Genomic DNA, 26,888 nt, shown 5'->3' with positions numbered 1-26,888 from the left:
TGTACAGGGGGGTGGCCGGCACTGTCATTTCCAGGGCCGGCTACACCGCCTCATCGTCGCGGCGGGTGGCATGGCAGGCGCGCACACGCGCCAGCGCATCACCGGCTTCGCGCGCCATGCGCTCGTACTCGCGGCGGATCTCTTCCAGTCGCTCTTCGTCCAGCTCTTCCAGGTCCAGCAGCTCGTTGTTGGCCTCTGCGGTGGCGCGGATCAGCTCGTCGAGCTTGATCTGCATCGCCGCGGTATCCGAGTTCTGCGTGTGCTGGATCAGGAACACCATCAGGAAGGTGATGATGGTGGTACCGGTGTTGATCACCAGCTGCCAGGTGTCGTTGAAACCGAACACCGGGCCACTGATGCCCCAGATCACCACGATCGCAACCGCAGCCAGGAACGTCCACGGCGAACCGGTGGCGGCCGCGGCCTTCTTGGCGATCGTATTGAACAGGTTTCTTGCTTTCATCTTCGTCGTCCCACTCAGGTGACGAGGATGATCGGCAGTGGCTTGTGCAGGGGCCGTGCAGCTCAGGCGCGCAGGCGCGGAGCATCCTGCAGGCGCACCCGGCTGGTCTGGTAGACGTGCTGCCAGCAGCGGTCGACGAACTCACGGGCCTGGGCTTCACTCAGGCGCGGCATGATCTGCAGGGCGTACTGGGTCTGGAACATCTCGTCGCGCTGCGCATTGCTGGCGCGCGGCTGGGTGATCAGCGAATCGCAGGCGAACTTGATCCACGGCACGTAGGAGCCGAACGAATTGTGCGGCAATGCGCCGTCGGCATGCTGCCGGCGCCAGTGGTCAAGCTCGGCGTCTACGTTGATGACCGGGGGAATGGTGGGAACTTCAGCGTGCATGTCGATCCAATCGGTTGAAGTGGATGGGAGTGGGGGTTCATCGCAGTGTGGCCTGAGCGGCAGTGGATGCCGCGTCAGGGAGATGTGCAGTCTGCGTTGCGATTGCCGATCAGTTGCGCATGCTCGACTGCGCCCATTTCTTCGGCCATGTCGGCCATTGCGTTGCACAGGCGCTCGTGGTCGAGCGGACGGTCCTGTACCAGTTCCAGCTGCAGGCCCTGGTAGGCAGACCAGAACAGGGCGCTACGCTGGTGCAGCACGAACTGCTGCTGCAGGCGCGTGCGGATGGCGGCGAGGATCGGGTCGGGCGTGGGGCGTACGGCGTGCGCGCACATGGCTGGCTCCGCCGGGGGAAGGAAGTCCCGGTAACCCCACCCTAGGCGCACTGCGCGGGTGGGGTGTTACCGCAGCGTGTGCAGACCCCTGCGCTGACTGTGCGCGGGTTCACGGTAATGGCCGCAAACGCTGCCGGCACAAGGACGTGCCAGCACTGAAGCGTTCATTAAGCGGGTTCAACAGTACGCTGCGCGGTGCTCATTCACCGATGTCTTCGTTCCAGATCTCCGGATGCTGCGCAATGAAGCCGCCGAGCAGATCCACGCATTCCTGGTTGTCGAGGTCGATCACGTTGACGCCGTTCTCGCGCAGCCAGTCGATGCCGCCCTGGAAGGTGCGCGATTCGCCCACCACCACGGTGCCGATGTTGAACTGGCGCACCAGCCCCGAGCAGTACCAGCACGGGGCGAGGGTGGTGACCATGATGGTGTCCTGGTAGCGGCGCTGGCGGCCGGCCTTGCGGAACGCGTCGGTCTCGCCGTGCACGGAAGGGTCGCCTTCCTGCACGCGGCGGTTGTGGCCGCAGCCGAGCAGGCGGCCGTCGTTGTGGTACAGCGCTGCGCCGATCGGCACGCCACCTTCGGCCAGCCCCTGGCGGGCTTCGGCGATGGCGGTCTGCAGCAGGGCCTGGTAGTCGGGCGTGGTGATCATGCGGGGCTCCGGTAAGTCGTGGCCCGCCATGATACGGGCAGGGGGTGCCGCTGGCCGCCGGCGGTGCGATAATCGGGGCCATGAGCGAATCCCCCTACAAAGCCGGTACCACCCATTTCGGGTTCCGCGACGTCGCCGCCAAGGACAAGCAGAAGCTGGTCGGCCAGGTGTTCACCTCGGTCGCGCGCAACTACGACCTGATGAACGACCTCATGAGCCTGGGTGTGCACCGGGCGTGGAAGCGCTACTACGTGGCGACCGCGCAGGTGAAGCCGGGCGACCGCGTACTCGACCTGGCCGGCGGCACCGGCGATATCGCCGCCCTGCTGAAGGAGCGCGTTGGCGCCGAGGGTTCGGTGGTGCTGGGCGACATCAACGCCGGCATGCTGTCGGTCGGTCGTGACCGCCTGACCAACCGCGGCCTCGTGCTCGGCCTGGACTACGTGCAGTGCAACGCCGAAGCCCTGCCGTTCCCGGACAACAGCTTCGATCTGGTCACCATCGCCTTCGGCCTGCGCAACGTGACCGACAAGGACGCCGGCCTGCGTGAGATGTACCGCGTGCTGAAGGTGGGCGGCCAGGCCCGCGTGCTGGAGTTCTCCGAAGTCACCGCGGACTGGTTCAAGCCGATCTACGATTTCCACTCGTTCCGGATCCTGCCGAAGCTGGGCAAGCTGTTCGCCAACGATTCGGACAGCTACCAGTACCTGGCCGAGAGCATCCGCAAGCACCCGCCGCAGGAAGAACTGAAGGCGATGATGGGGGAGGCCGGTTTCGAGCGCTGCCACTACAAGAACCTGACCGGCGGCATCGTCTCGATCCATTCCGGCTACAAGCTGTAAGCCCTGCCTTGGTAGATGCCAACCTTGGTTGGCACGCCCAGGCCGCGGTCATCCGCTCTGGTGGGTGCCGACCTTGGTCGTCACCGGCCTGCCGCGAGCGATGAAAGATCCGTGCCAACCAAGGTTGGCACCCACCTGTAGATGCCAACCAGAGTGGGCACCTACCTGTAGGTGCCAATCAGAGTGGTAGATGCCAACCTTGGTTGGCATGCGCCGGAGGCACAGGATCGGCCTTGGTCGCCATTACCCCGCACCGCGCAACGCCTGCGGGGCCGGAGGGAGGTACCATTGGGGTTTGATCCCCGTAACGGTCCCGATTCATGCGCAATCCGCTGATGCTCCTTCCGCTGGCCGTGGCCCTGGCCGCCGGCTGCTCCCAGGAGGCGGCCGCGCCCGCCGCCGCCCCGACTGCCGCAAAGGCCCCTGCCGCCCCCGTGAACGCCGAGAACCGCAGCCACGACGAAAGCTCGTATGCCGAGCCGGACAAGGTCGTCATCAAGGACATCGCGCTGGATCTGAAGCTGGACTTCGACCAGAAGCAGATCGGCGGCACCGCCACCTACACCCTGGAATGGAAGCAGAAGGACGCCAAGCAGCTGGTGCTCGACACCCGCGAGCTGACCGTGTCCAAGGTCGAGGCCGTCGCCGCCGATGGCGCGCGCAGCCCGCTGAAGTTCGAGCTGGCCGCCGCTGACAAGGTGTTCGGCAGCAAGCTGACCATCGAAGCCCCGGAGCAGCCGGCCAAGGTGGAAGTGACCTACCACACCGCACCGACCGCCTCGGGCCTGCAGTGGCTGGCGCCGTCGATGACCGAGGGCAAGAAGCTGCCCTTCATGTTCAGCCAGTCGCAGGCCATCCACGCCCGTTCCTGGGTGCCGTTGCAGGACACCCCGAGCGTGCGCTTCACCTACAGCGCGCATGTGGTCTCGCGCCCGGACGTGATGGTGCTGATGAGCGCCGACAACGATCCGAAGGCCGCGCGTGATGGTGACTACACCTTCAAGATGCCGCAGCCGATTCCGTCCTACCTGCTGGCCATCGCCGCCGGCGACCTGGTGTTCGAGCCGATTTCGGGCCGCTCGGGTGTCTGGGCCGAACCGACCATGGTCAACAAGGCCGCCAAGGAATTCGAAGACACCGAGAAGATGATCGGTGCCGCCGAGAAGCTGTACGGCGAATACCGCTGGGGCCGATACGACATGCTGGTGCTGCCGCCGTCGTTCCCGTTCGGTGGCATGGAAAACCCGCGCCTGACGTTTGCAACCCCGACCGTGATCGTCGGCGACAAGTCGCTGGTGTCGCTGGTCGCCCACGAACTGGCGCACAGCTGGTCGGGCAACCTGGTGACCAACGCCAGCTGGAAGGACATCTGGCTCAATGAGGGCTTCACCACCTACGTCCAGGGCCGCATCACCGAAGCCCTGTACGGCAAGGAGATGGCCGAGATGGAGAAGCAGATCGACCAGACCGACCTGCTGGCCGAAGTGAAGGACATGAGCCCGGCCGACCAGGCGCTGGCGCTGCCGCCGCTGAACGAGCGTGACCCCGACGAAGCCCTCAGCCAGGTCGCCTACGTCAAGGGTTCGTGGTTCCTGGAGTTCCTGGAACAGCGCTTCGGCCGCGAGACCTTCGACCCGTTCCTGCGTGGCTGGTTCGATGACCATGCCTTCCAGAGCGCGAACACCGACCAGTTCGTCGAGTACCTGAAGAAGAACCTGCTGCCGAAGAACCCGTCGGCGGTGACCGAGGCCGAACTGAAGGCGTGGCTGGACGAGCCGGGCATCCCGGCGTTCGCGGTCAAGGCGCAGTCGCGCAACTTCAGCAGCGTCGATACCGCGCGCATCGCCTTTGCCAGCGCCGGCACCGTGCCGAGCAGCCAGGTCATCGCCGACTGGAGCACGCAGGAATGGGTGCGCTTCATCGACGGCCTGGGCACGACCCAGCCGCTGGACAAGCTGGCCACGCTGGACAAGGCGTTCCACTTCACCGGCACCCCCAATGGCGAGATCGCCATGCGCTGGTATCCGCTGGCGATCCGCAGCGGCTACGAGCAGGCCAACGAAGCGGCGGCGGCATTCATCGAGCGCGTCGGTCGCCGCAAGCTGATCATGCCGATCTACGCCGAACTGGTGAAGACGCCGAAGGGGCTGGAGCTGGCCAAGCAGGCCTTCGAGAAGGCCAAGCCGGGCTACCACCCGATCACCACCGCCTCGGTGCAGGACATGCTGGCCAAGGCCGAAGCCAAGTAAGCGGTAGTGCCGGCCGCTGGCCGGCAACCGGTCACTGCTTCACCACCAACGGCGGGGAAACCCGCCGTTGGTGTATCCGCTTTTCGCTGCCGATAGAATCGGGATGCACTCGCATAGGACCTCTGCCATGAAACGACTGATCCTGCTCACCGCCTGCACCCTGGCCCTGGCTGCCTGCAGCAACCCGGAGGAAGAGCGCAAGGCGCAGGAAGCCGCCGCGGCCGCCGTGCAGGCGCAGAAGGAAGCCAAGGCCGAGGACGTCGCCAAGCAGTACGACATGGCCGTGGCCGCGCAGGACTGGGAGCGCGCACGCCTGCATGGCGCTTCGCTGCTGGACCAGTACAAGGACACCACCGCCGCCGAGCGCATCGCCGCCGGCTTCGATGAGGTCAAGGCCAAGGGCGACGCCGCGCGCGACCTGCGCCGCATGCAGGCGCTGTGGCAGTACAACCAGATTCCGGTGGGCAGCAAGGGCAACCAGGTCTCCGCACAGATCTACAGCAAGGAACGGGTGGACGTAGATGGCAGCGGTGCCAAGCCGGTGCAGCTGGTGTTCCGCGATCATCCGGAGTGGAAGCGCCACGCTTACCTGGTGCTGCAGGCCGGCGATTTCCGCTGCCCGCAGTGCACGGTGAAGGTGACCGTGGACGACGGCAAGCCGGTGTCGATGGCCGCCTGGCGCCCGAAGACCGATGAAGCCATTGCGATGTTCATCACCGATCAGAAGGCGCTGTGGAAGCTGGCGCGCAAGGGCAAGTCGATCAGCATCGAGTTCCCGGTCAAGGCCGGTGGTACGCGTACCGCCGTGTTCGAGACCGGCGGTGTCGACGCCAGCCGCATGCCGCAGTGGTGGCAGTGATGGTTGCGACGGGCAGCGCAGTGCACGCGTTGTCCGCGATCCGGCACTGGGTGTTCGACATGGACGGCACGCTGACGGTGGCCGTGCATGATTTCGCCGCGATCCGCCGTGCACTGCAGATCGCGGCCGAGGAAGACATCCTCGACCATATCGCGGCGCTGCCGGACGCACCGGCGCAGGCCAAGCGTGAGTGGCTGCTGGATCACGAACGCGCGCTGGCCGAGGACGCGCTGCCGGCGCCGGGTGCCGTGAAACTGCTGCGTGCGTTGGCCGGCGACGGTTGCCGGCTGGGCATCCTGACCCGCAACGACCACGCGCTGGCGAAGCTGACGCTGGAGGCGATCGGGGCCGGGGAACTGTTCGACGATGCCGACATCGTCGGCCGCGATGAAGCGGTGCCCAAGCCTTCACCGGATGGCCTGCAGCAGCACCTGCGGCGCTGGGGCATTCCCGCCGGGGAGGCGGTGATGGTCGGTGACCACGCCTACGATCTGGAATGCGGTCGCGCGGCGGGCACCCACACCGTGCTGGTCAACCTGCCGGAGAACCCGTGGCCGGGCCGCGCCGATTGGCATTTCGCCGATTGCCGCGACCTGTTGGCCGCCTGGCAGCAGAAGGGGTAGTCCCGGCCGCTGGCCGGCAGTGTCGACCGAGGTCGACACCTACCAGGGCATAGCGTGTCGACCGAGGTTGACACCCACCGAACAGATGCGCGGGCAGTTCGGTTTACGCGCTCAGCGCGTAACCGAACTGCTGCTTGAACTGCTCGTTGAACTCATCGAAGGTGAAGCGCTGGTTCTGCGTGCCGGGGTGTTCGACCTTCAGCGCGCCCATCAGGTTGCCCATGCGGCCGATGGTCAGCCAGTCATAGCCCTTCTGGATGCCGTAGATCAGGCCGGCGCGGAAGGCGTCGCCACAACCGGTCGGGTCGACCACGCGGCGCTCGTGCGCCGGCGGGATGTCGTAGCTCTTTTCCGGGGTGTGGATGACCGCGCCCTTCGGGCCACGGGTGGTGATGTAGGCCTTGACCCGGCTGACGATCTCTTTCTCATCCCAGCCGGTGCGCTCCTGCAGCAGGTTCGACTCGTAGTCGTTGACCACCACGTAGTCGGCCTGCTCGATGAACGCGCGCAGCTCCGGGCCGTTGAACAGCGGCATCGCCTGGCCCGGGTCGAAGATGAACGGGATGCCGTCTTCGTGGAATTCCAGCGCGTTCTGGATCATGCCCTCGCGGCCGTCCGGACCGACCAGGCCCAGGGTCACGCCCGGCACGCCACGCACATGGTTCTCGTAGGAACGCATCATCGCGCCCGGGTGGAAGGCGGTGATCTGGTTGTTGTCGTGATCGGTGGTGATGAACGCCTGCGGGGTGAACAGCTCATCGATCACGCGCACGCGGGTCAGGTCGATGCCCAGGCCTTCGAAGTATTCGCGGTACGGGCCGAAGTCCGAGCCGACGGTGCCCATCGGGATCGGCTGGCCGCCCAGCAGGTGCAGGTTGTAGGCGATGTTGCCGGCGCAGCCGCCGAACTCGCGGCGCATGCGCGGGACCAGGAAGGACACGTTCAGGATGTGCACCTTGTCCGGCAGGATGTGATTCTTGAACTGGTCCGGAAACACCATGATGGTGTCGAAGGCAAGAGAACCACAGATCAGAGCGGACATCGATGTAAGCCTATGCGGTGAATTTTGGGGTGGGCCAGCCCGGCTCGGCGGGCAAGCAAACGGCGCCCTTGGGCGCCCGACGGCGCAAAGGTTACCCGCTGGTGCCGCTCAGGGCCAGAACCGGGTAATGCCCGATCAGGCCGAAAGCCTGTGAAGACGCGGGTTCAGCTAGTTTTTTCCTTGCTCGGCGGCAGGCGGGTTGCTAGGCTTGTCGGCCTCGATTTCTGCCCATTTTTTCGCCATCCCGCGTTGGGCGCGACACCCCTCAGGACTCCTTCCTCAGATGTTCAAGAAACTCCGCGGCATGTTCTCCAACGACCTGTCCATCGACCTGGGCACGGCCAACACCCTCATCTACGTGCGCGGGCAGGGGATCGTGCTGAACGAGCCGTCGGTCGTGGCCGTGCGCCAGGACCGTGCCATCGGTGGCACCCGCTCGGTGGCAGCCGTAGGCGCCGAAGCCAAGCAGATGCTCGGCCGTACCCCGGGCCACATCACCACCATCCGCCCGATGAAGGACGGCGTCATCGCCGACTTCACCTATACCGAGGCGATGCTCAAGCACTTCATCAAGAAGGTGCACAAGTCGCGCGTGCTGCGCCCGAGCCCGCGCGTGCTGGTCTGCGTGCCGGCCGGTTCGACCCAGGTCGAGCGCCGCGCGATCAAGGAATCGGCCGAGGAAGCCGGTGCCCGCGACGTGTTCCTGATTGAAGAGCCGATGGCCGCAGCAATCGGCGCCGGCATGCCGGTCACCGAGGCGCGTGGCTCGATGGTCATCGACATCGGCGGCGGCACCACCGAAGTGGCGGTGATCTCGCTCAACGGCATCGTCTATTCGGCGTCGGTCCGCATCGGCGGCGACCGCTTCGACGAGTCGATCACCAATTACGTTCGCCGCAACCACGGCATGCTGATTGGTGAAGCCACCGCCGAGCGCATCAAGGTCGAGCTGGGCTGTGCCTACCCGCAGGCAGAAGTGATCGAGATGGAGATCTCCGGCCGCAACCTCGCCGAGGGCGTGCCGAAGATGATCAAGATCAGCTCCAACGAGGTGCTCGAAGCCCTGCATGAACCGCTGTCGGGCATCGTCAGCGCGGTCAAGCTGGCGCTGGAGCAGACCCCGCCGGAACTGTGCGCCGACGTCGCCGAGCGCGGCATCGTGCTGACCGGTGGTGGTGCCCTGCTGCGCGACCTGGACCGCCTGATCTCCGAGGAAACCGGCCTGCACGTGCAGGTGGCCGACGATCCGCTGACCTGCGTGGCCCGCGGTGGCGGTCGTGCGCTGGAGCTGGTGGACATGCACGGCAACGAGTTCTTTGCGCCGGAATAAGCCGTCCCGGCCGTTCCTGCCCGCCGCGCCCTTCCGGGGTGCGGCCCGCCGCAATGGCGGGCCGACACCGGCAGGGCGTCTGCGTGTTTCCCCTCCGCCTTCTGCCAGTTGAATCGTTGCCGTGCCGCCCTACGCCGGTCCTCCCGTCGCCTCCCGATCCGGTGATGCCGCCAGCCCCCTGCGGTTGCTGGCCTACCTCGCGCTGGCCATCACCCTGATCGTGCTCGACGACCAGGCCGGTTGGCTTGCGCGTCTGCGTGAGCAGGCCAACAGCCTGGTGCAGCCGGTCTGGGCGCTGGCCGGCCTGCCCGGCAAGCTGGGCAACCAGGTCAAGGATTCGGCCGCCAGCCACGGCCAGCTGGTCACCGAGAACCGCGAACTGCGCAACCAGCTGCTGCTGGCCAACGCGCGCCTGACCCGCCTGCAGACCGCCGCGCTGGACAACGCCCAGCTGCGCGAACTGCTGAACGTGGCCGAGCGCAGTGGCCTGGACGTGCAGCTGGCCCCGATCCTGGACATCGACCTGGACCCGGTGAAGCAGCGCCTGGTGCTCGACGCCGGCAGCCGCGAAGGCGTGCACGTCGGCCAGGCGGTGATCGATGCCGGTGGCCTGATGGGGCAGGTGATCAGCGTCACCGGCGGCACTTCCACCGTGCTGCTGCTGACCGATCCCGATCACGCGGTACCAGTGACCGTCGCCCGCAACGGCGTGCGCCTGATTGTCTACGGCCGCGGCGACACGCTGGAACTGCGCGACATCCCACTCAGCGCCGGCGTGGAAGTCGGCGATGAGATCGTGACCTCGGGTCTCGGGGGGCGCTTCCCGGCCGGCTTCCCGGTCGGCACCATCACCGGCCTGCGTCCGGACGATACCCATGCCTTCCTGGTCGGCGAACTGAAGCCGGCGGCCCAGCTCGACCGCGGCCGCGACGTACTGCTGCTGCGCCCGGGCGCGGCGATCCGGATTCCGGCGGAGCTGCGCCTGCAGCTGGACGCGTCCGCGCCAGGCGGCCCGGCCAGCGCCGCTGCCGCGCCGACGGGAGCCGTGCCTGCTGCAACCACGCCGGCGCCGGCCAGTGCTCCGGTAGTGCCGGCCGCTGGCCGGCAACAGCCCTCGTCGCAAACGAGGACTGTTGCCCCCGCATCCTCCCTTGATCCTGCTGCTCCGGTAGTGCCGGCCGCTGGCCGGCAACCGACCACGCCGGAGGCGCAGCGATGAGCCGCCTGCGCGACAACCCGTGGGTGCTGCCGGCCAGCCTGGTGGTGGCGCTGCTGCTGGGCTTGCTGCCGCTGCCGGCGCTGCTGCAGCCGCTGCGCCCGTACTGGCTGGCGCTGGTGGTGGCCTACTGGGTGATCGAAGCGCCCGAGCGCGTCGGCCTGGGCATCGCGTTCGCCAGTGGTGTGATTGCCGACCTGTTGTACGGCGGGGTGCTCGGCGAACAGGCGCTGCGGCTGGTGATGCTGGCCTTCATCCTGCAGCGCTTCCGTGCCCGCATCCGCTTCTTCCCGATGTCGCAGCAGATGCTGGCCATCGGTGGCCTGCTGTTCAACGATCGCATCGTCAGCGCGCTGGTCCATATCCTGGTGGGTGAACCGACGCTGCCGTGGTCGTACTGGTGGGCGCCGCTGCTGGGCATGGGCCTGTGGCCGCTGGTGTTCGTGCTGCTGGACGCGGTGCGCTTCGGCAAGCGCGGGCGCTGAGCCATGATCCCGCGCCGCCAGGTCAAGAACCCGCACGCCGAAGCCGAACAGTTCCGCCGCCGCGCGGCGCTGGGTTTCCTCGGCGTGCTGGTCTGCCTGCTGGGCCTGGGCGGCTGGTACTTCAAGCTGCAGGTGCTGGACCACGACGTCTACGCCACGCGCTCGGAGGCCAACCGCATCAAGCCGCGGCCGGTGGTGCCCGGGCGCGGCATGATCTACGACCGCAACGGCCGCCTGTTGGCCGAGAACGTGCCAGCGTTCCGCCTGGACGTGACCCCGGACAAGGTCAAGGACATGGATGCCACCCTGGAAGGGTTGGCGAAGATCATCAGCATCAGCCCGGAAGAGCTGGAAGCGTTCAACAAGTCGCGCAAGGCCCGCCGCAAGTTCCTGCCGGTCACGCTGAAGCTGCGCATGAACGACGAGGAGATGGCGCGTTTTGCGGTCGACCGCTGGCGCTTTCCCGGCGTCGAGCTGGAGCCCTACCTGACCCGGCGTTACCCGTACGGCGACCTGTTCGCCCACATCATCGGCTACGTCGGCCGCGTCGATGACAAGGACCTGGAGATCCTCGGTGAAGGCAATGCGGCGCTGACCCACATCGGCAAGTCCGGCCTGGAGCGTTATTACGAGCAGCAGTTGCGTGGCAAGGTCGGCTACGAGCAGGTCGAGACCAACGTGCAGGGCCGTGCGATCCGTACCATCGGCCGCGTCGCCGCGCAGTCCGGTGCCGACCTGCGCCTGTCGATCGACGCCGACCTGCAGCGCGCGATGGTCGCCGCCTTCGGCGACCAGGAAGGCTCGGCGGTGGCAATGGACCCGCGCACCGGCGAGGTGCTGGCGATGGTCAGCCTGCCGTCCTACGACCCCAACCTGTTCGTCAACGGCATCTCCCATGCCGACTTCAAGGCGTTGAACGAAAACCCGTCGCGGCCGCAGTTCAACCGCTTGGTGCTCGGCGGTGTTGCCCCGGGCTCCACGCTGAAACCGCTGATCGGCCTGGCCGGCCTGGACTCGGGCGTGCGCCGTCCGGAAGACAAGATATTGTCCACCGGCATGTTCTACCTGCCCGGCACCAGCCGTGGCTGGGGTGATGCACATCGCGGCGGCCACGGCTGGACCGACCTGCGCAAGTCCATCGCCGAATCGGTCAACACCTACTACTACCGGCTGGCGCTGGACCTGGGCATCGAGCGCTTCGACCACTACATGGAGTACTACGGCTTCGGCCAGCCGACCGGCATCGACCTGACCGGCGAGATCGGCGGCATCCTGCCGTCGCCGGCCTACAAGCGCAAGAGTCGCAAGGAAGCCTGGTACCCCGGCGATACGGTCAACATCAGCATCGGCCAGGGCGACTGGAAGGTCACCCCGCTGCAGCTGGCGCGCGGCGTCAGCGGCCTGGCCGACGGCCAGCTGCGCACCCCGCACCTGGTGATCCAGCAGCGCGACGGGTTCGACAGCGACTGGACGGCGACGCCGCCCGGCGAAAGCAAGCCGGTCAGCCCCAACGCGAACAACGTGCAGGCCGTGCGCGAGGGCATGATGGCGACCATGCGGCCCGGCGGCAGCGGCTGGCGGGTGGCGGTCGGTGCGCCGTACGTGATGGCCGGCAAGACCGGTACCGCGCAGGTCATCAGCCGCAAGGGCACCGCCGCGGTGAACCCCAAGAGCCTGCCGATGCACCTGCGCCACCGCGCGCTGTTCGTCGGCTTCGCCCCGGTCGAAAACCCGGTGATCGCCATCGCGGTGGCAGTGGAGGGCGGTGGCTACGGCGGTTCGGCCGCCGCGCCGATCGCGCGCAAGGTGTTCGATGCCTACCTGCTGGGCAAGATGCCCGAAGGCATGCAGCCGCTGGACAGCGAGCGCGGCACCACTGCCATCGGCGCCACCGCGTTCGACAACGAAGACGCCGGCGCGCGCCAGGCCGGTGATCTGGCTGCCGCGCAGCTGGCCGAACACCCGGTGCTGGTCGGCGTGCCCGCGCCGGAGCCGGCTCCGGCACCGCCGCCGGGCACACCGGCCGCCGCCGCGCTGCCGGCTACGCCGCGCCCGACCTCTGCGGAGGCCGCACGATGAAGGTGTTCCTGCGCTGGGCCGGCGACATGCTGCGCCGCTTCTTCAGTACGCTCGACTGGGTGTTGTGCCTGGCGCTGGGCGCGTTGATGGTGATCGGTCTGGCCACCTTGAAGAGCGCCGGTGGCGACGGCCTGGTGATGGCCCAGGGGGCGCGTTTCGCAGTGGGCATGGCGGCGCTGTGGGGCATCTCGCGGGCGCCGATCCTGCGTATCCGCTCGGCGACCCCGCTCATCTATGCGATCTCGATGATCCCGCTGCTGGCGGTGTTCGTGCTCGGCACCGGCAAATACGGACGGCAGTGGCTGGACCTGAAGTTCTTCTACCTGCAGCCGGCCGAACTGCTGAAGGTCAGCCTGCCGATGATGGTGGCCTGGTACCTGCACCGGATGCCGCTGCCGCCACGCTTCAACACCGTGCTTGTGGCGCTGGTCATCATCGGCGTACCGACCGGGCTGGTGATGCTGCAGCCGGACTTCGGCACCGGCGTGCTGATCGCCGCCAGTGGTGTGTTCGTGCTGCTGCTGGCGGGCCTGCCGTGGTGGTGGGTGGGCCTGGGCGTGGGGGGCGTGGCTGCGGTCGCGCCGGTGGCCTGGTTCTGGCTGCTGCGGCCGTACCAGAAGGACCGCATCATGATGTTCCTGGACCCGGAGATGGATGCGCTGGGCGCGGGCTGGAACATCATCCAGTCGAAGATCGCGATCGGTTCCGGCGGCTTCGACGGCAAGGGCTGGGGTGAGGGCTCGCAGTCGCACCTGAACTTCATTCCCGAGCAGACCACCGACTTTGCGTTCTCGGTGCTGAGCGAGGAATTCGGCTGGATCGGCGTGGCCACCGTGCTGGCGCTGTACCTGGTGGTGATCGGGCGATGCCTGTGGATCGCCAGCCAGTCGCGCGACTCGTATTCGCGCCTGCTGGCCGGCGCCACCGGCCTGGCGTTCTTCGTCTACGTGCTGGTCAATGGCGGCATGATTTCCGGCCTGCTGCCGGTGGTGGGCGTGCCGATGCCGCTGATCAGCTACGGCGGTACTTCGGCGGTGTCATTGCTGGCCGGCTTCGGTCTGGTGATGGCGGTGCGCAGCCACAACCCGGTACACGGCGGCTACGGATAACACCGGCCGCGCTCTTCTGTAGCGTCGAGCTTGCTCGACTGCTTCTGTTGCTGCATGAAAGGCAGTCGAGCACGGCTCGACTCTACAAATGCAGCTGCCGCATGACAGCTTCACGCAAGCGCCCGTTGCTACCGTGGCCAGCGTGGAATGGAAACGACTGCTTGGCGGCTGCCGTGAGGCGGTGCGCACGATCGACCTGCCGTTGCTGGCCGCCTTGCTGATTCTGATGGGCGCCGGCCTGGCGGTACTGCACAGCGTGTCCGGACCGGTGGGTGGCCAGGCCGCGCGTTTTGCCGGTGGGCTGCTGGCCATGTGGCTGCTGTCGCGTGTGTCGCTGCTGCGCCTGCGCGCGTGGACACCAGCGCTCTACGCGCTGTCGATGTTGCCACTGATGGCGGTGTACGTAATCGGCACCGGCAAGTACGGGCAGCGCTGGCTCAACCTGGGCGTGTTCTACCTGCAGCCGTCCGAACTGCTCAAGCTCAGCCTGCCGCTGATGATGGCCTGGTACCTGCACCGGCAGCCGCTGCCGCCGTCGCCGCGCACGGTGCTGACCGCTGCGGTGCTGATTGGCGTGCCGGCGGTGCTGATCCTGATGCAGCCCAACCTGGGCACGGCCACGCTGGTCACGGCCAGCGGCGTCTTCGCGCTGTTGCTGGCCGGGTTGCACTGGGGCTGGGTGGCGACCGGCGCGACCGGCCTGGCGGTCGCCGCACCGTTGGCGTGGTTCGGCCTGCTGCGGCAGTACCAGAAGGATCGCGTGCTGACCTTCCTCGACCCGGCGGCGGACCCCCTCGGTACCGGCTGGAACATCCTGCAGTCGCGCATCGCGATCGGTTCCGGTGGCTGGGACGGGCGCGGTTGGGGGCAGGGCACGCAGGCCACCCTGGACTTCCTGCCCGAGTACACCACGGACTTCGCGTTCTCGGTGTTGGCTGAAGAGTTCGGCTGGATCGGCGTGGCCACGGTGCTGGCGCTGTACCTGTTCGTGGTCGGGCGCTGCCTGTGGATCGCGGTGCACGCGCGCGACACGCACGCACGGTTGCTTGCCGGCAGCCTGGGGCTGGCGTTCTTCGTCTATGTGCTGGTGAACGGTGGAATGATTTCCGGCCTGCTGCCGGTGGTGGGCATTCCGATGCCGTTGATCAGCTATGGCGGGACATCGGCGGTTTCGCTGCTGGCCGGTATCGGGTTGGTGATGGCGGTGCGTGGGCACCGGCCCGTGCACGGGGGATAGGGTTTCCAGCCAACGGCGCAGCCCCTCGTGGGTGGTTGCGTAACGCGGGTCATGTAATTGGGGCGGGCGCGTCCACCCACGAAAAAGAAAAAGAAGATCAAAAGCAAAAGCGGCCTGGCGGATCGCTTCATTGCCTTGTGTAGAGCCGAAGGCAGCGGCAGGAGCCGCTGCCAACGTCGCCCACGGCGACGGCCCGAAGGGTGCCGGTCAGGACGACCGGCATAGCCATGCTCGGCTCACGAGCAAGCGCAGCGCGCGACCCGCTTTTGATCTTCTTTTTCTTTTCCGTGGGTGGCAGGCCACCGACATCTGTCAGAGGGCGGTCGGGTTGGGTACGCGGGGGTGTCAGCCGCATGGATGCGGCTGCCAAGCCCCCATGGATGGGTTCACGGCGTCCCCCGCGTACCCGACCCGACCGACCCACTCGCAGCTTTTGCTTTCAGCGACAACCCCACCCACGAGGGGCTGCGCCGTTGGCTGGAAAGTTCCTGACTCTGCGCAACGCCCGTTGTGGAAGCGTTCTCACAGCAGCCCGCAGCTGCAGTGCCACTGACCGAAGTCCATAAAAAATGTTAGACGGGTCACACTTTTACGTCGCGTTGATCTTGATCAATGGACTTGTCGTAATCGGCCTGCACAATGGCGGCCCGTTCGGCACGGCGCGCCGTCAATCGTTGCAGCGCGAGGGGGCGTCGGGCGGGAAGCAGTACTGATCCAACGGGTACAGGGAGCGCGGGGTACTGCCACTGGGGAGCGGCAGCCGCGCAGGTACCGACCGGATCCGGTTGCCGGTTGCGTCTGCGGGGATGGGGACGCAACCGGCCACCTCTGTCTGAATGGGGTAGGCTGCTCACGACGTCTTCACATTTCCCGCTGAACGCGGGCAAATCGTTGTGATTCATGGTGTTAGGGGTTTTAATTCATCCATGACCTGCTAACCTGCGACGATGATTCGACGCACTCTGGCCTGCATGCTCACCCTCGGCCTGGTCGCCTGCGCGACCCAGCCGAAGTCCCCACCGTCTTCGCCCCAGGCCAGCAGTACGCCACGCCAGCCCGCCAGCAAGGCCCATGGCCCGGCCGAGGCCACGCCCGAAGCCACCGCTGCCACCGCGCCGCCGGTCGATCTCACCCCGGTGCCGTTCGAGGTCGCGCGGGCCCGATTCATTGCCGATACCGCCAAGCGCTATGGTCTGAAGCCGGAGCAGATCAGCAGCGTGCTCGACCAGGCGCAGGTGCGCCAGCCGATCATCGCCGCGATGTCGCGCCCGGCCGAACGGGTCAAGCCGTGGAACGAGTACCGGCCGATGTTCATCAGCAAGGCACGCATCGATGGCGGCCGCGCGTTCCTGGCTGAACACCGTGCCGAACTGGATCGCGTGCAGCAGCGCACCGGCGTGCCGGCCGAAGTGATCGTGGCGATCATCGGCGTGGAAACCAGTTACGGCAAGAATGCCGGCAGCCATCGCGTGCTGGATGCGCTGTACACGCTGGCGTTCTATTACCCGCGCAGCGGCGATCCGGCCAAGCTGGAACGCGAAGTGCGCCGCGAGCTGTTCTTCCGCGACGAACTGGCCAAGCTGTTCGAACTGGGCCGCGAAGAAAAGCTGGACATCACTACGCTCAAGGGCAGCTATGCCGGTGCGATGGGCATGGGCCAGTTCATGCCGTCCAGCTATCTCGATTATGCGGTGGACGGCAACGGCGATGGCCGCCGCGACCTGTTCAACAGCTACGACGACGTGTTCTCGTCCATCGCCAACTACTTCGTGAAGAAGGGCGGCTGGGTGCGGGGCGGGCAGGTCGCCGTGCCGGCCACGCTGGCGCCGGGTCGCGAGGAGTTCAACCCGACCGAGTGGATGCCCACCTGGTCGCTGGCCGACTTGGCGCAGCGTGGCTACCAGCCCAGTGCGGCGGTGCAGCCGGGTGCCACCGCCACCCCGATCACGCTTGAAGGCAGCACCGGCAAGCAGTACTGGCTGGGCTTCCAGAACTACTACGCGATCACCCGCTACAACCTCTCGAAGATGTACGCGATGGCCGTGTTCCAGTTGTCCCAGGCCATTGCCGGACAGGAGCTGCCCCCGGCATGAACATCAGATGGCTGGTCCCGAGCTTGATCGTCCTCGCGCTGGCGGCCTGCAGCAGCGCGCCGAAGAAGCCGGCCACGGCCGGCCATGGTGGCAAGTCCAGCGGCACGCTGGTGCAGGGCCGCGGCTCACGCCCGGCGCATTGCCCGGAAGGTTCGCCGTATGCGGCGGCCAAGGAAGACCTCAATACCCGTGGCAATTACACCGCCGGTGGCCTGTACAAGCCCGGGGTGAAGGACAGCACGCCGACCTACATTCCGAACGTGGCCTGCATTCCCGAGCCGGAAGTGACCGCCGAGGAACGCTCGGCGATCGGCAACAAGACGCCGTATGTGGTGCTGGGCAAGTCGTACAACGTGCTTGACGACACCCGCAATTACGTCGAGCGCGGCACCGCGTCGTACTACGGCGCCAAGTTCCATGGCCGCCTGACCTCCAACCGAGAGGTCTACGACATGTACCAGTTCACCGCCGCGCACAAGACGCTGCCGCTGCCCAGCTTCGCCCGCGTGACCAACCTGGACAACGGCGAATCGGTGATCGTGCGCGTCAACGATCGTGGCCCGTTCCACGATGGCCGCGTCGTCGATCTGAGCTATGCGGCCGCTGTGCGCCTGGGCATCACCCAGCGCGGCACCGGCAATGTCGAGGTGCGTGCGCTGCAGCCGGGCGAGAGCAACCTGCTGGCGCAGAAGCCGTCGCGCCGCGAGCGCCGCGCCGCCGAAGCGGCCGCCGCTACCGCCGTGGCCAGCGCGCGTCCAACCCCGGCCGCGCGTGCCTCCGCAGACAGTGACATCGATCGCCTGGTCAATCGCCTGCCCACCGAAGGCGCCCCGGCACGCGGCCAGCCGGCCACCACCCAGGGCGTAGCCAGCACCGCGCCGGACGTGGCGGTCAGCAGCCTGCCGCCGAGTGCGCCGCCGATGCGCAGTACGGTGCCTGCGCCGGCCGTGGTAGCCAGCGCGACCCCGCGTGCGGTGGCTCCGGCGCCAGTGCGTACCGCCCCGTCGCCGCCCAGCCTCTCGCAACAGGTCGTGGGCGCGGTGATGGTGCAGGTCGCCAGCTTCTCCAACCGCGACAATGCCAACCGTGCGATGGGCCAGCTCAACGCCGCCGGCATCGTCGGCGCCACCATCAGCGATATTGCTGCCGGTGGCCGCACCTTGTTCCGCCTGCGCGTTCCCGCCAGCGACCATGCCAGCGCCGCGGAACTTGTCGGCCGCATCGCCGGTCTGGGCCTGGGTTCGCCGCAGATCGTCAAGGATTGATCCGCCCGGGCCGGTGCTGCCGGCCCGTGCTCCCCCGGCCTTACAATGGCCGTTACGTTCCACCCTCCATTCCCGGCCGTCCCCTGGAGCCTGCTGTCCAATGAATTTCCGTTCCGCCGCCACCGCCCTGGCCGCCACCTTGGTGGTGGGCCTGGCTTCCGCCCAGACGCCGCTGCCGACGCCGGCCACGCCGGCACCTGCCGCCGCCGCTGCTGCCCCGGCCACCGTCGCCACTCCGCCGGCCCCGGCGCCGAGCGTGTCCAAGGCCTGGGTGCTGATGGATTACGCGACCGGCCAGGTGCTGGCTGGCGAAAACGTCCACGAGCAGCTGGCCCCGGCCAGCATCACCAAGGTGATGACCTCCTACGTGATCGCCGCCGAGGTCAAGAACGGCAAGGTCCGTGCGGATGACCAGGTGATGATGAGCGAGCGCGCCTGGCGCGAAGGTGGCGCCGGTACCGATGGCAGCTACAGCGGCTTCCCGGTCAACCAGACCGCGCGCCTGGAAGACATGGAAAAGGGCATGGCGATCCAGTCCGGCAACGACGCCGCGATCGCCCTGGCCGAGCACGTCGCCGGCAGCGAAGAAGCCTTTGCGTCGCTTATGAACAGCTACGCCGCCAAGATCGGCATGAAGGACTCGCACTTCGTCAACGCCCACGGCCTGACCGCACAGGGCCACCACAGCACCGCCTACGACCTGGCGCTGCTGGGCCGCGCGATGGTGCGCGATTACCCGGAAACCTACGCGTACAACAAGATCAAGGAATTCCAGGTCGGCAACATCAAGCAGCCGAACCGCAACCTGCTGCTGTGGCGCGATGGCAGCGTCGATGGCATCAAGACCGGCCACACCTCCGAGGCCGGCTATTGCCTGATGAGCTCGGCGCAGCGTGGCGACCAGCGCCTGATTGCAGTGGTGCTGGGCGGTGCGTCGGAGAAACAGCGTGCCGATGACAGCCTGGCCCTGCTGAACTGGGGCTTCCGCTTCTTCGAGACCCACCGCCTGTACGAGCCGGGCAAGGCCGTGGCCGAACACAAGGTCTGGAAGGGCACCACCGACAAGGTGCAGCTGGGCGTGGCGCAGCCGATGCTGGTGAGCGTGCCGCGCGGCCGCTACAACGATCTGAAGCCGAGCATCGACGTGCCCAAGACCCTGGAAGCACCGTTCACCGCCGGCCAGCAGATCGGCACCGTGAAGGTCACCCTGGATGGCAAGGTCATCGCCGAGGCACCGCTGGTGGCCGTGGCTGCCGTCGAACAGGCCGGCTTCTTCAAGCGCCTGTGGGACAGCTTCTGGATGTGGTGGGAATCGGAATGATCCACGCCCAGGCGTGGTGAACGAAAAAGGCCGGCGAATGCTGGCCTTTTTCGTTTCGGGATGGCGGTTGCGGATGCGGGTAGTGCCGGCCGCTGGCCGGCTCCTCATGAACCCATCCGGGCTGTGCCCGCAGCCGGCCAGCGGCCGGCACTACCATCAATTCCTCGCTTATAGCGAGCGAAGCAAACCGGTGTGCCGACCAACGGTCGGCACCTACCCGCTTCACCCTCAGCCCCTCGCTTACAGCGAGCGGCTGATGGTGAAGCTGCCGAACACGGGCGACTGGCGTTGGCCGTAGAACTCGCGGGTGCTGTGGTAGCGCGCGACCGCGAACTTCCAACGTCCGCGCATCACCGCGATGCCATAACCGCCCTGGGCCACCACGTGGCGCTTGTCCACGCTGTGGCTGCTGCGGAAGGTGTTGCCATCCAGGGTGATGTCGCGGATCACCCACGCTGCGTCGGTGGTGGCGAACAGGTGCCACGACCAGCCGCTGGGGCGGCCGCCTCGCGTCGGCGCGGTGTTTTCACCGGCCGGGCGCAGCGGCGTGCTGCCGAAGTCGTCGGGCAGCTTCCAGCCGAAGCGCACTTCGGCACCGGCGTTGGCCTTGGTTTCCAGGTTGCCGATCGCACCGCCGTAGTGGCTGATCGCATCCCAGCCCCAGCCGCCGGCATTGACGCTGGCATCGGCCGGCCAACGGCGCATGCGCTCATGGGTCAGCATGAACACCGGTTCGTTGTGCAGCTGGTTGTCCCAGCCTTCGAACTTCTTGTCGCCCAGGATGCTGTGCACCGCATCCTGCACCTGCTTGCCCTGCGCCCACGGGCCGACCACGCCCACCGCCAGCTGGGTGGTCTGCAGGCGGTCGCCGCTGCGTGCGTTGAAGCCGAAGCTGGCCAGCAGCACGCCGGCATACGGCCGGTCGTCCTCGATCAGGTCGCGGCGGGCCGGGTCGGTCGGGGTGAAGATGCCCTGGCCGATGCTGAAGATCATGTTCTGCTGTTCGAACCGGCCCGGGTGCAGGCCTTCCAGGTACTGGTTCACCCAGCGCGCCATGCGCGGCAGGCACGGGTCGTCGGTGTAGTCGACCAGGTTCGGCGAAACCAGGGTCAGCTGCGCGCCGTTGGTATAGCCCTGGTCCTGGTGGCGGCCACCGAACAGGTCGTTGTCGACGCGGAAATTGATCTGCGGCGGGTGGTCGCGCATCGCGTCCGGGCCACATTGTTCGGCCGCCTGGGCGGCAAGGGGAAGGGATGCAGCCAGCAGGCCGGACAGCCCGAGGGCGGCAAGGCAGCGCGTGGAAGGGGGGCTCATGGGGGGCGGATTCGTTTCGTCGTCTTCGGCCGCGACACGGTACCCCTGCGAGGGCGCTGGAACGACCACGCGGCCATCACTTGTCTGTTCCGAAAACAACATTGTCCAACTGACACAATGTGATACGCGGCAGTGACCCACGCCACCCGGCGACGCGGCCCGGCATGCCGATCGAGTCGTCTTGGGCGTTTGCAGTCAGCTGCGGTTGTGGTTGGGTGGGGGCATGCCCTATCCTCTGCGCCGGCGCCTGGGGAGGCGTCACAAAGGATTCAGGTCCCAGACCCTTTCTCAACCCATGGATTGCGCTTCGCCGTCGGCAAAGTGCTGGATGACTCAAATGAACAAATCGAATTCGCTCGCCCATGCGTTGGCCTGCGCGCTGCTGGGCGTTGGTCTGGTGGCCATCAGTGCCCCGGCATCGGCCGGTCTGCGCGACAGCTTCGCCAACAGCCGCACTTCGGCCCAGGAACAGAGCAAGAAGGGCCAGGCCGAGATCCCGGTCTGCACCAAGCCGCTGGGCTCCATTTCGGTGATCGAGCCGGAAGACGTGGTGAACTGGTGGACCGGCCAGCAGTTGCCGGCGCCGTCGAAGCTGATCAAGGTCTTCGTCAACAAGTCCAAGTGCTTCACGCTGGTCGACCGTGGCGTCGGCATGGCCGCCGCACAGGCCGAGCGTGCGCTGGCCAGCGAAGGCCAGCTGCGCGGCCGTTCCAACATCGGCAAGGGCCAGATCCGTGCCGCCGACTACGTGCTGGTGCCGGACCTGATCTCGCAGAACAGCAATGCCGGCGGCAACGCGATCGGTGGTTTGCTGGGCGGCCTGATCGGCGGCAAGGCCGGTGCCGTGGTCGGCGGCCTGAACTTCCGCAGCAAGACCGCGGACGTGACCCTCACCCTGACCGACGTGCGTTCCTCCGAGCAGGTGGCCATCGTCGAGGGCAACTCGAAGAAGACCGACCTGGGCTGGGGCGCCGGTGGCGGTCTGTTCGGCGGCGGCGGCATCGGCGCGATGGGTGTGGGTGGCTATGCCAACACCGAAGTCGGTCAGGTGATCACCCTGGCCTACCTGCAGGCTTACACCAACATGGTGGCCGAGCTGGGTGGCCTGCCGGCCAACGCCTCGGCGGCCAACTCGGGCCAGGCCGTGACCATGCTCAAGGCCGGCCGCCTGCTGGCCAATGCCAAGGGCACCGGCGCGCCGGTGCGCTCGCTGGAGCCGGGCATGCTGCTGTACCCCACCGGCGTCAAGGAAGGCACCATGTGGGAAGTGGAAGACGAAATGGGCAACAAGGGCTGGGTCAACTCCACCCTGATGGAAACGGCCAAGTAAGCCGCCTGCGTGCCGGCCCCGCGCCGGCACGCGCCGCCTGCCGGGGCCGGCCTTCGTGGACGGCCCTGCCAGGGGCGCGGCCCCGCTGCAACGCAGCGGCTCGCCGGTGCCGCCTTTGACTTTGATGAATACTCTTGGGTTTGTTGCCCTGCGGCCCGATAATGGGTCCATGGAAATCAAGTCCGACAACCCCGAACACGGCTTCCAGTTCCCCGGTCAGTTCGAGCTCAGCGCGATGGGCCCGGCCAACCGCGGCCTGGAACACGAGCTTCCCCGCCTGCTGCTGGCCGCCGGCATCGATGTGGTCAATGAACGCATCAGCTGGAAGCACTCGTCCAACGGCAAGTACGTCTCCATCCGCATGGTGTTCAAGGCCGAGAGCCGCGAGCAGTACGACCTGGCCCACCAGGCGCTGCGCGATCATCCGGAAGTGAAGTGGACGCTGTAGCCGACAGCTGCCCGGCCGACGCTGCCCCGGAAGAACGCCCGCCACGCCCGGCAGTGGTCCGCGACCTGGGGCGCCAGCCCTACGAGCCGGTGTGGCGTGCCATGCAGCGCTTCACCGACCAGCGCAGCGACGCCGACCCCGACGAGCTGTGGGTGGTCGAGCACGACCCGGTGTTCACCCTGGGCCAGGCTGGCAAGGACGAGCACGTGCTGGCGCCGGGTGAGATCCCGGTGCTGCATGTGGACCGTGGCGGCCAGGTGACCTATCACGGCCCCGGCCAGATCGTGGTCTATCCGCTGCTGCGGCTGCCACGGCTGGGTATTGGCGTGCGCGACTACGTGTGCCGCATCGAGCAGGCCATCATCGACACCCTGGCCGAGTGGAACATCGGTGCTGAACGCCGTGACGGCGCCCCGGGCGTCTACGTCGGGGGCGCCAAGATCGCCGCCCTCGGCATCCGCGTGCGCCGCGGCTGCACCTTCCATGGCCTGGCCTTCAACGTGGCCATGGACCTGGAACCCTTCCATCGCATCAATCCCTGTGGCTATCAGGGGTTGCAGGTGACCTCGGTGGTAGACTTGGGCGGCCCCTCCGGGATGGATGCCGTCAAGCCGGTGCTGCTGGACCACCTGGCCCGCCAGTTCGGCCTGCTGCTGCAGCACACGCCCGAACTGCCTGATCTTTCTGCGGCCGCCTGACCGCCCCCCGGAACTGCCATGACTGAAACCACCGCCCGTTCCATTCCCCTGCAGATCGTGCAGGGCGACTCTCCGTCCGCCGCGCCGTTGCAGGCAGGGGTCAAGCAGCTGGGCGGTGACAAGATCAACCGCTCGCCGGTGCAGTTCGCCGATGCGCCGGTGCTGCGCAAGCCGTCGTGGATCCGCGTGCGCATTCCTTCGGGCAATGCCGTGCAGAACCTGAAGGCCAAGCTGCGCGAGAACCGCCTGGTGACCGTGTGCGAGGAAGCCAGCTGCCCGAACATCCATGAGTGCTTCGGCCACGGCACCGCCACCTTCATGATCCTCGGCGAGGTCTGCACCCGCCGCTGCTCGTTCTGCGACGTGGCCCACGGCCGCCCGAAGCCGCCCGATGCCAACGAGCCGGCCAGCCTCGGCCAGACCGTGGCCGACATGGGCCTGAAGTACGTGGTGGTGACCAGCGTCGACCGCGATGACCTGCGCGACGGTGGTGCCCAGCACTTCGTCGACTGCATCAGCGCCATCCGCGCGAAGTCGCCGGGTACCCGCATCGAAGTGCTGACCCCGGACTTCCGCGGCAAGGGCCGCATGGAGCGCGCGCTGGAGATCCTGGCGCAGAACCCTCCGGACGTGTTCAACCACAACATCGAAACCGTGCCCGACCTGTACCGCAACGTGCGCCCGGGTGCCGATTACCAGTGGTCGCTGAACCTGCTGAAGAACTTCAAGGCGCAGCACCCCGAGGTGCCGACCAAGAGCGGCATCATGCTGGGCCTGGGCGAGGAGTTCGAGCAGATCAAGGCCACCATGCGCGACCTGCGCGCGCACGACGTGGACATGATCACCATCGGCCAGTACCTGCAGCCGACCGCGCACCACCATCCGGTGCTGAAGTACTGGACCCCCGAGGACTACAAGGCGCTGGAAGACTACGGCTACGAGCTGGGCTTCAGCCACGTGGCCTCCGGCCCGATGGTGCGCTCGTCGTACCACGCCGACGTGCAGGCCAAGGGCGCCGGCGTCTCCTGAGGTGGGTGCGGACCGTTGGTCCGCACGCCTTTGCCAGGCATGGCCCGGCGCTAACGGGTGGGAGCGAACCACCCTGGTGGGTGCGGACCGTTGGTCCGCACGCCTTCGCCTGCATTCACAATTTGCTACACCGGCCCCGCTAGGCTGGTTTTCCACCGAGCGCGGCCGGGTGACAAACCCGGCAACTTTCGGCACTGTCGTGGTGTCTGAACACCCCGCAGTCTCCCCCTTGGCAAGGCGCCTTCGAGCACGTCAATGAAATTCAAAGCCCCCGCATTCCTGATGGCCCTGGCGCTGGTCGCGCCGCTGGCGTTGGCGGCCAAGGCCGACTCGCCTGCATTGCCCGCGGCGGCCACCGCCGATCAGGTGACCACCTCCAAGCTGGTGTACGGCCTGTTGTCCGACAGCCGTTATGCCTACCGCCCACGCGCGCTGGACGAGGCCACCTCCAAGGACGTGTTCAAGCGCTACCTGGAGACGCTGGACGGCGGCAAGCAGTACTTCACCCAGGCCGACGTGGCGCGCTTCGCGCCGTTCGAAGCCAACATCTCCTCGGCCATCCGCGGCGGCGAGCTGGAGCCGGCGTTCCAGGTGTTCGCCGTCTACAAGCAGCGCGTCGGCGAGCGCGTGGCCTACGCGCGCAAGCTGCTCAAGCAGGAGCCGGACTTCACCACCGACGAGCGCTTCGAATACGACCGCAAGAAGGTGCCGTGGGCGGCCAGCAGCGCCGAGCTGGACGAGCTGTGGCGCAAGTCGGTCAAGAACGATTGGCTGCGCCTGAAACTGGCCGGCAAGAAGCCGGACGACATCCGCAAGACGCTGGACAAGCGCTACGCGACGCTGGAAAAGTCGGTCAATGAACTGAAGGGCGAAGACGTCTTCCAGTTCTTCATGAACGCCTATACCAGCGCGGTCGATCCGCACACCGATTACTTCACCCCGCGCACCGCCGAGAACTTCAACCAGGCGATGTCGTTGTCGCTGGAAGGCATCGGCGCGCAGCTGCAGCGCCAGGACGACGTGGTGGTGATCCGCGAGATCATCGCCGGTGGTCCGGCCGCGGTGGACGGCACGCTGAAGCCGGGTGACCGCATCGTCGGCGTCGGCCAGGGCAAGTCCGGCCTGGTCGAGGATGTGATCGGCTGGCGCATCGATGATGTCGTGGCCAAGATCCGCGGCGCCAAGGACACCCAGGTCAAGCTGGAATTCATTCCGGCCGCCGAAGGTGCCGACGGCAAGCACCACACCCTGGTGCTGACCCGGCAGAAGGTGCGCCTGGCCGAACAGGCCGCCAAGGGCGAGACCATGACCATTCCGGCCGCCAACGGTGAGCCGGCGCGCAAGATCGGCGTGATCAAGCTGCCGACCTTCTACCAGGACTTCGAAGGCCGCCGCCGCAACGCCGCCGACTACGCTTCGGCCACCCGCGACGTGGCCAAGCTGCTGGCCGGCTTCAAAAACGACAAGCTGGATGGCGTGGTGCTGGACCTGCGCAACAACGGCGGTGGTTCGCTGGATGAAGCGATCGAACTGACCGGCCTGTTCATCGAGCAGGGCCCGGTGGTGCAGGTGCGCGAGTCCGGTGGCCGCGTCACCGTCAACAGCGACCGCAACCAGGGCGTGGCGTGGGATGGCCCGCTGGCGGTGCTGATCAACCGCGGTTCGGCCTCGGCCTCGGAAATCTTTGCCGGCGCCATCCAGGACTACGGTCGTGGCCTGGTGATCGGTGAAACCAGCTTCGGCAAGGGCACCGTGCAGAACATCGTCGACCTCGACCGTTGGCCGAGCGGCGAAACGCAGCGCTTCGGCCAGGTCAAGCTGACCATCGCCCAGTTCTTCCGCATCAGCGGCAGCAGCACCCAGCACAAGGGTGTGGTGCCGGACCTGGCCTTCCCGGCCAGCGTCGATGCCACTGAGTTCGGCGAAAGCACCTACGACAACGCGTTGCCGTGGACCCGCATCGCGGCCGTGCCGCACACCCAGTACGGCAACTTCGCACCGCTGCTGCCGAAGCTGGAAACCCGTCACGATGCCCGCATCGCCACCGACAAGGAATTCCAGTGGTGGAACGAGGACGTGCAGCAGTTCCGCACCGAAGCGGCGAAGAAGTACATCTCGTTGAACGAGGCGACCCGCCGCGCCGAACGCGAGCGCCAGGATGCCCAGCGCAAGGAGCGCCAGGTGCAGCGCAAGGAACTGGGCCTGGCCCTGGACCCGCTGGCCGATGACAGCAGCGACGACGGCCTGACCGGCAACGAGCGCGACATCGTCAAGGATGCCGCACGCGAGAAGGCCGCCGAGAAGCGTCCGGACCCGCTGCTGCGTGAGTCGGCTTCGATCCTGGCCGATGCGGTGAACCTGCTGGCCAATGACCGCCCGCTGTCGGCGCAGGTGCTGCCGCAGTCCACCGGCGCCGGCCGCTGGGCCGACTGAGCCGCCAAGCGCGCGTATACCCGAGGGGCCGGCATTGCCGGCCCCTT

The 26,888-nt window shown here is 67.1% G+C and carries 24 protein-coding genes; 18 read left to right on the top strand and 6 right to left on the bottom strand.

Features of this window, described 5'->3' with window-relative positions; all coding sequences use genetic code 11:
• Positions 1 to 40: 40 nt before the first annotated feature.
• From ACMZPQ_RS10895 to ACMZPQ_RS10880, 4 genes are all read right to left on the bottom strand, one after another.
• Entirely contained in the window at positions 41 to 463 is a 423-nt protein-coding gene (locus ACMZPQ_RS10895) for a low affinity iron permease family protein (protein ID WP_197583895.1), read from the bottom strand.
• A gap of 62 nt (positions 464 to 525) precedes the next feature.
• The gene (locus tag ACMZPQ_RS10890) at positions 526 to 852 is read right to left on the bottom strand and encodes a hypothetical protein (RefSeq protein ID WP_008266057.1); all 327 of its coding nucleotides are present in this window, start codon (positions 850 to 852) and stop codon (positions 526 to 528) included.
• 74 nt (positions 853 to 926) lie between these two features.
• Complete coding sequence (locus ACMZPQ_RS10885; protein WP_197583894.1) at positions 927 to 1,187, bottom strand: hypothetical protein; 261 nt, start codon at positions 1,185 to 1,187, stop codon at positions 927 to 929.
• Positions 1,188 to 1,386: 199 nt separating this feature from the next.
• The gene (locus tag ACMZPQ_RS10880; RefSeq protein WP_049399252.1) at positions 1,387 to 1,839 is read right to left on the bottom strand and encodes a nucleoside deaminase; all 453 of its coding nucleotides are present in this window, start codon (positions 1,837 to 1,839) and stop codon (positions 1,387 to 1,389) included.
• Positions 1,840 to 1,919: 80 nt separating this feature from the next.
• Between ACMZPQ_RS10880 and ubiE the strand changes: the two genes are divergently transcribed.
• From ubiE to ACMZPQ_RS10860, 4 genes are all read left to right on the top strand, one after another.
• Positions 1,920 to 2,681: a bifunctional demethylmenaquinone methyltransferase/2-methoxy-6-polyprenyl-1,4-benzoquinol methylase UbiE gene (gene ubiE, locus ACMZPQ_RS10875; RefSeq protein WP_197583893.1), complete on the top strand. Its 762-nt coding sequence runs from the start codon at positions 1,920 to 1,922 to the stop codon at positions 2,679 to 2,681.
• 320 nt (positions 2,682 to 3,001) lie between these two features.
• Positions 3,002 to 4,930: a leukotriene A4 hydrolase C-terminal domain-containing protein gene (locus ACMZPQ_RS10870; protein ID WP_197583892.1), complete on the top strand. Its 1,929-nt coding sequence runs from the start codon at positions 3,002 to 3,004 to the stop codon at positions 4,928 to 4,930.
• A gap of 127 nt (positions 4,931 to 5,057) precedes the next feature.
• Positions 5,058 to 5,789, top strand: coding sequence for a hypothetical protein (locus ACMZPQ_RS10865; protein ID WP_197583891.1), 732 nt, complete (start codon positions 5,058 to 5,060; stop codon positions 5,787 to 5,789).
• Positions 5,789 to 6,412 carry an HAD family hydrolase gene (locus tag ACMZPQ_RS10860; RefSeq protein WP_197583896.1) on the top strand — a complete coding sequence of 208 codons (624 nt, stop codon included), beginning with the start codon at positions 5,789 to 5,791 and terminating at the stop codon, positions 6,410 to 6,412. The genes ACMZPQ_RS10865 and ACMZPQ_RS10860 overlap by 1 nt, the downstream gene beginning before the upstream one ends.
• 103 nt (positions 6,413 to 6,515) lie before the next feature.
• On the opposite strand, the gene ACMZPQ_RS10855 is transcribed toward ACMZPQ_RS10860, so the two are convergent.
• Positions 6,516 to 7,454, bottom strand: a complete 939-nt coding sequence (locus ACMZPQ_RS10855; protein ID WP_197583890.1) for a PfkB family carbohydrate kinase — start codon at positions 7,452 to 7,454, stop codon at positions 6,516 to 6,518.
• A gap of 283 nt (positions 7,455 to 7,737) precedes the next feature.
• Between ACMZPQ_RS10855 and ACMZPQ_RS10850 the strand changes: the two genes are divergently transcribed.
• The 9 genes from ACMZPQ_RS10850 to ACMZPQ_RS10810 all read left to right on the top strand — a co-directional run bounded on the left by ACMZPQ_RS10850 (position 7,738) and on the right by ACMZPQ_RS10810 (position 19,589).
• Positions 7,738 to 8,784, top strand: coding sequence for a rod shape-determining protein (locus ACMZPQ_RS10850; protein ID WP_005419402.1), 1,047 nt, complete (start codon positions 7,738 to 7,740; stop codon positions 8,782 to 8,784).
• Positions 8,785 to 8,905: 121 nt separating this feature from the next.
• Complete coding sequence (gene mreC, locus ACMZPQ_RS10845) at positions 8,906 to 10,003, top strand: rod shape-determining protein MreC (protein WP_197583687.1); 1,098 nt, start codon at positions 8,906 to 8,908, stop codon at positions 10,001 to 10,003.
• Entirely contained in the window at positions 10,000 to 10,485 is a 486-nt protein-coding gene (mreD, locus tag ACMZPQ_RS10840; RefSeq protein ID WP_197583688.1) for a rod shape-determining protein MreD, read from the top strand. Before mreC ends, mreD begins: the two co-directional genes overlap by 4 nt.
• Positions 10,486 to 10,488: 3 nt before the next feature.
• Entirely contained in the window at positions 10,489 to 12,564 is a 2,076-nt protein-coding gene (mrdA, locus tag ACMZPQ_RS10835) for a penicillin-binding protein 2 (RefSeq protein WP_197583689.1), read from the top strand.
• Positions 12,561 to 13,673: a rod shape-determining protein RodA gene (rodA, locus tag ACMZPQ_RS10830; protein ID WP_197583690.1), complete on the top strand. Its 1,113-nt coding sequence runs from the start codon at positions 12,561 to 12,563 to the stop codon at positions 13,671 to 13,673. The genes mrdA and rodA (ACMZPQ_RS10830) overlap by 4 nt, the downstream gene beginning before the upstream one ends.
• A gap of 88 nt (positions 13,674 to 13,761) precedes the next feature.
• Positions 13,762 to 14,910 carry a rod shape-determining protein RodA gene (rodA, locus tag ACMZPQ_RS10825; RefSeq protein ID WP_414485971.1) on the top strand — a complete coding sequence of 383 codons (1,149 nt, stop codon included), beginning with the start codon at positions 13,762 to 13,764 and terminating at the stop codon, positions 14,908 to 14,910.
• A gap of 947 nt (positions 14,911 to 15,857) precedes the next feature.
• The gene (mltB, locus tag ACMZPQ_RS10820) at positions 15,858 to 17,003 is read left to right on the top strand and encodes a lytic murein transglycosylase B (protein WP_197583691.1); all 1,146 of its coding nucleotides are present in this window, start codon (positions 15,858 to 15,860) and stop codon (positions 17,001 to 17,003) included.
• Positions 17,000 to 18,268, top strand: a complete 1,269-nt coding sequence (locus ACMZPQ_RS10815) for a septal ring lytic transglycosylase RlpA family protein (protein WP_197583692.1) — start codon at positions 17,000 to 17,002, stop codon at positions 18,266 to 18,268. The genes mltB and ACMZPQ_RS10815 overlap by 4 nt, the downstream gene beginning before the upstream one ends.
• A 100-nt stretch (positions 18,269 to 18,368) precedes the next feature.
• Positions 18,369 to 19,589, top strand: coding sequence for a D-alanyl-D-alanine carboxypeptidase family protein (locus ACMZPQ_RS10810; RefSeq protein WP_049447834.1), 1,221 nt, complete (start codon positions 18,369 to 18,371; stop codon positions 19,587 to 19,589).
• Between the two features lie 240 nt (positions 19,590 to 19,829).
• On the opposite strand, the gene ACMZPQ_RS10805 is transcribed toward ACMZPQ_RS10810, so the two are convergent.
• Positions 19,830 to 20,903, bottom strand: a complete 1,074-nt coding sequence (locus tag ACMZPQ_RS10805; protein WP_197583353.1) for a lipid A deacylase LpxR family protein — start codon at positions 20,901 to 20,903, stop codon at positions 19,830 to 19,832.
• 337 nt (positions 20,904 to 21,240) lie between these two features.
• Between ACMZPQ_RS10805 and ACMZPQ_RS10800 the strand changes: the two genes are divergently transcribed.
• The 5 genes from ACMZPQ_RS10800 (at position 21,241) to ACMZPQ_RS10780 (ending at position 26,841) form a co-directional block, all read left to right on the top strand.
• Complete coding sequence (locus ACMZPQ_RS10800; protein ID WP_197583351.1) at positions 21,241 to 22,233, top strand: CsgG/HfaB family protein; 993 nt, start codon at positions 21,241 to 21,243, stop codon at positions 22,231 to 22,233.
• 169 nt (positions 22,234 to 22,402) lie between these two features.
• A complete protein-coding gene (locus ACMZPQ_RS10795) occupies positions 22,403 to 22,681 on the top strand; it encodes a YbeD family protein (protein WP_197583350.1) in 279 nt (92 codons plus the stop codon).
• Positions 22,669 to 23,379 (top strand): lipoyl(octanoyl) transferase LipB, encoded by a 711-nt coding sequence (gene lipB, locus ACMZPQ_RS10790; RefSeq protein ID WP_197583349.1) that lies wholly within the window; start codon positions 22,669 to 22,671, stop codon positions 23,377 to 23,379. Before ACMZPQ_RS10795 ends, lipB begins: the two co-directional genes overlap by 13 nt.
• Before the next feature lie 18 nt (positions 23,380 to 23,397).
• Positions 23,398 to 24,408, top strand: a complete 1,011-nt coding sequence (lipA, locus tag ACMZPQ_RS10785; protein ID WP_133935589.1) for a lipoyl synthase — start codon at positions 23,398 to 23,400, stop codon at positions 24,406 to 24,408.
• 255 nt (positions 24,409 to 24,663) lie between these two features.
• Positions 24,664 to 26,841 carry a carboxy terminal-processing peptidase gene (locus tag ACMZPQ_RS10780; protein ID WP_197583348.1) on the top strand — a complete coding sequence of 726 codons (2,178 nt, stop codon included), beginning with the start codon at positions 24,664 to 24,666 and terminating at the stop codon, positions 26,839 to 26,841.
• Positions 26,842 to 26,888 lie beyond the last annotated feature (47 nt).

Source organism: Stenotrophomonas maltophilia (assembly GCF_047497515.2).
In the GTDB taxonomy this organism is placed as follows: domain Bacteria; phylum Pseudomonadota; class Gammaproteobacteria; order Xanthomonadales; family Xanthomonadaceae; genus Stenotrophomonas.
The sequence above is the reverse complement of the archived record's forward strand: the minus strand, read 5'-3'. Positions and strand labels throughout refer to the sequence as shown.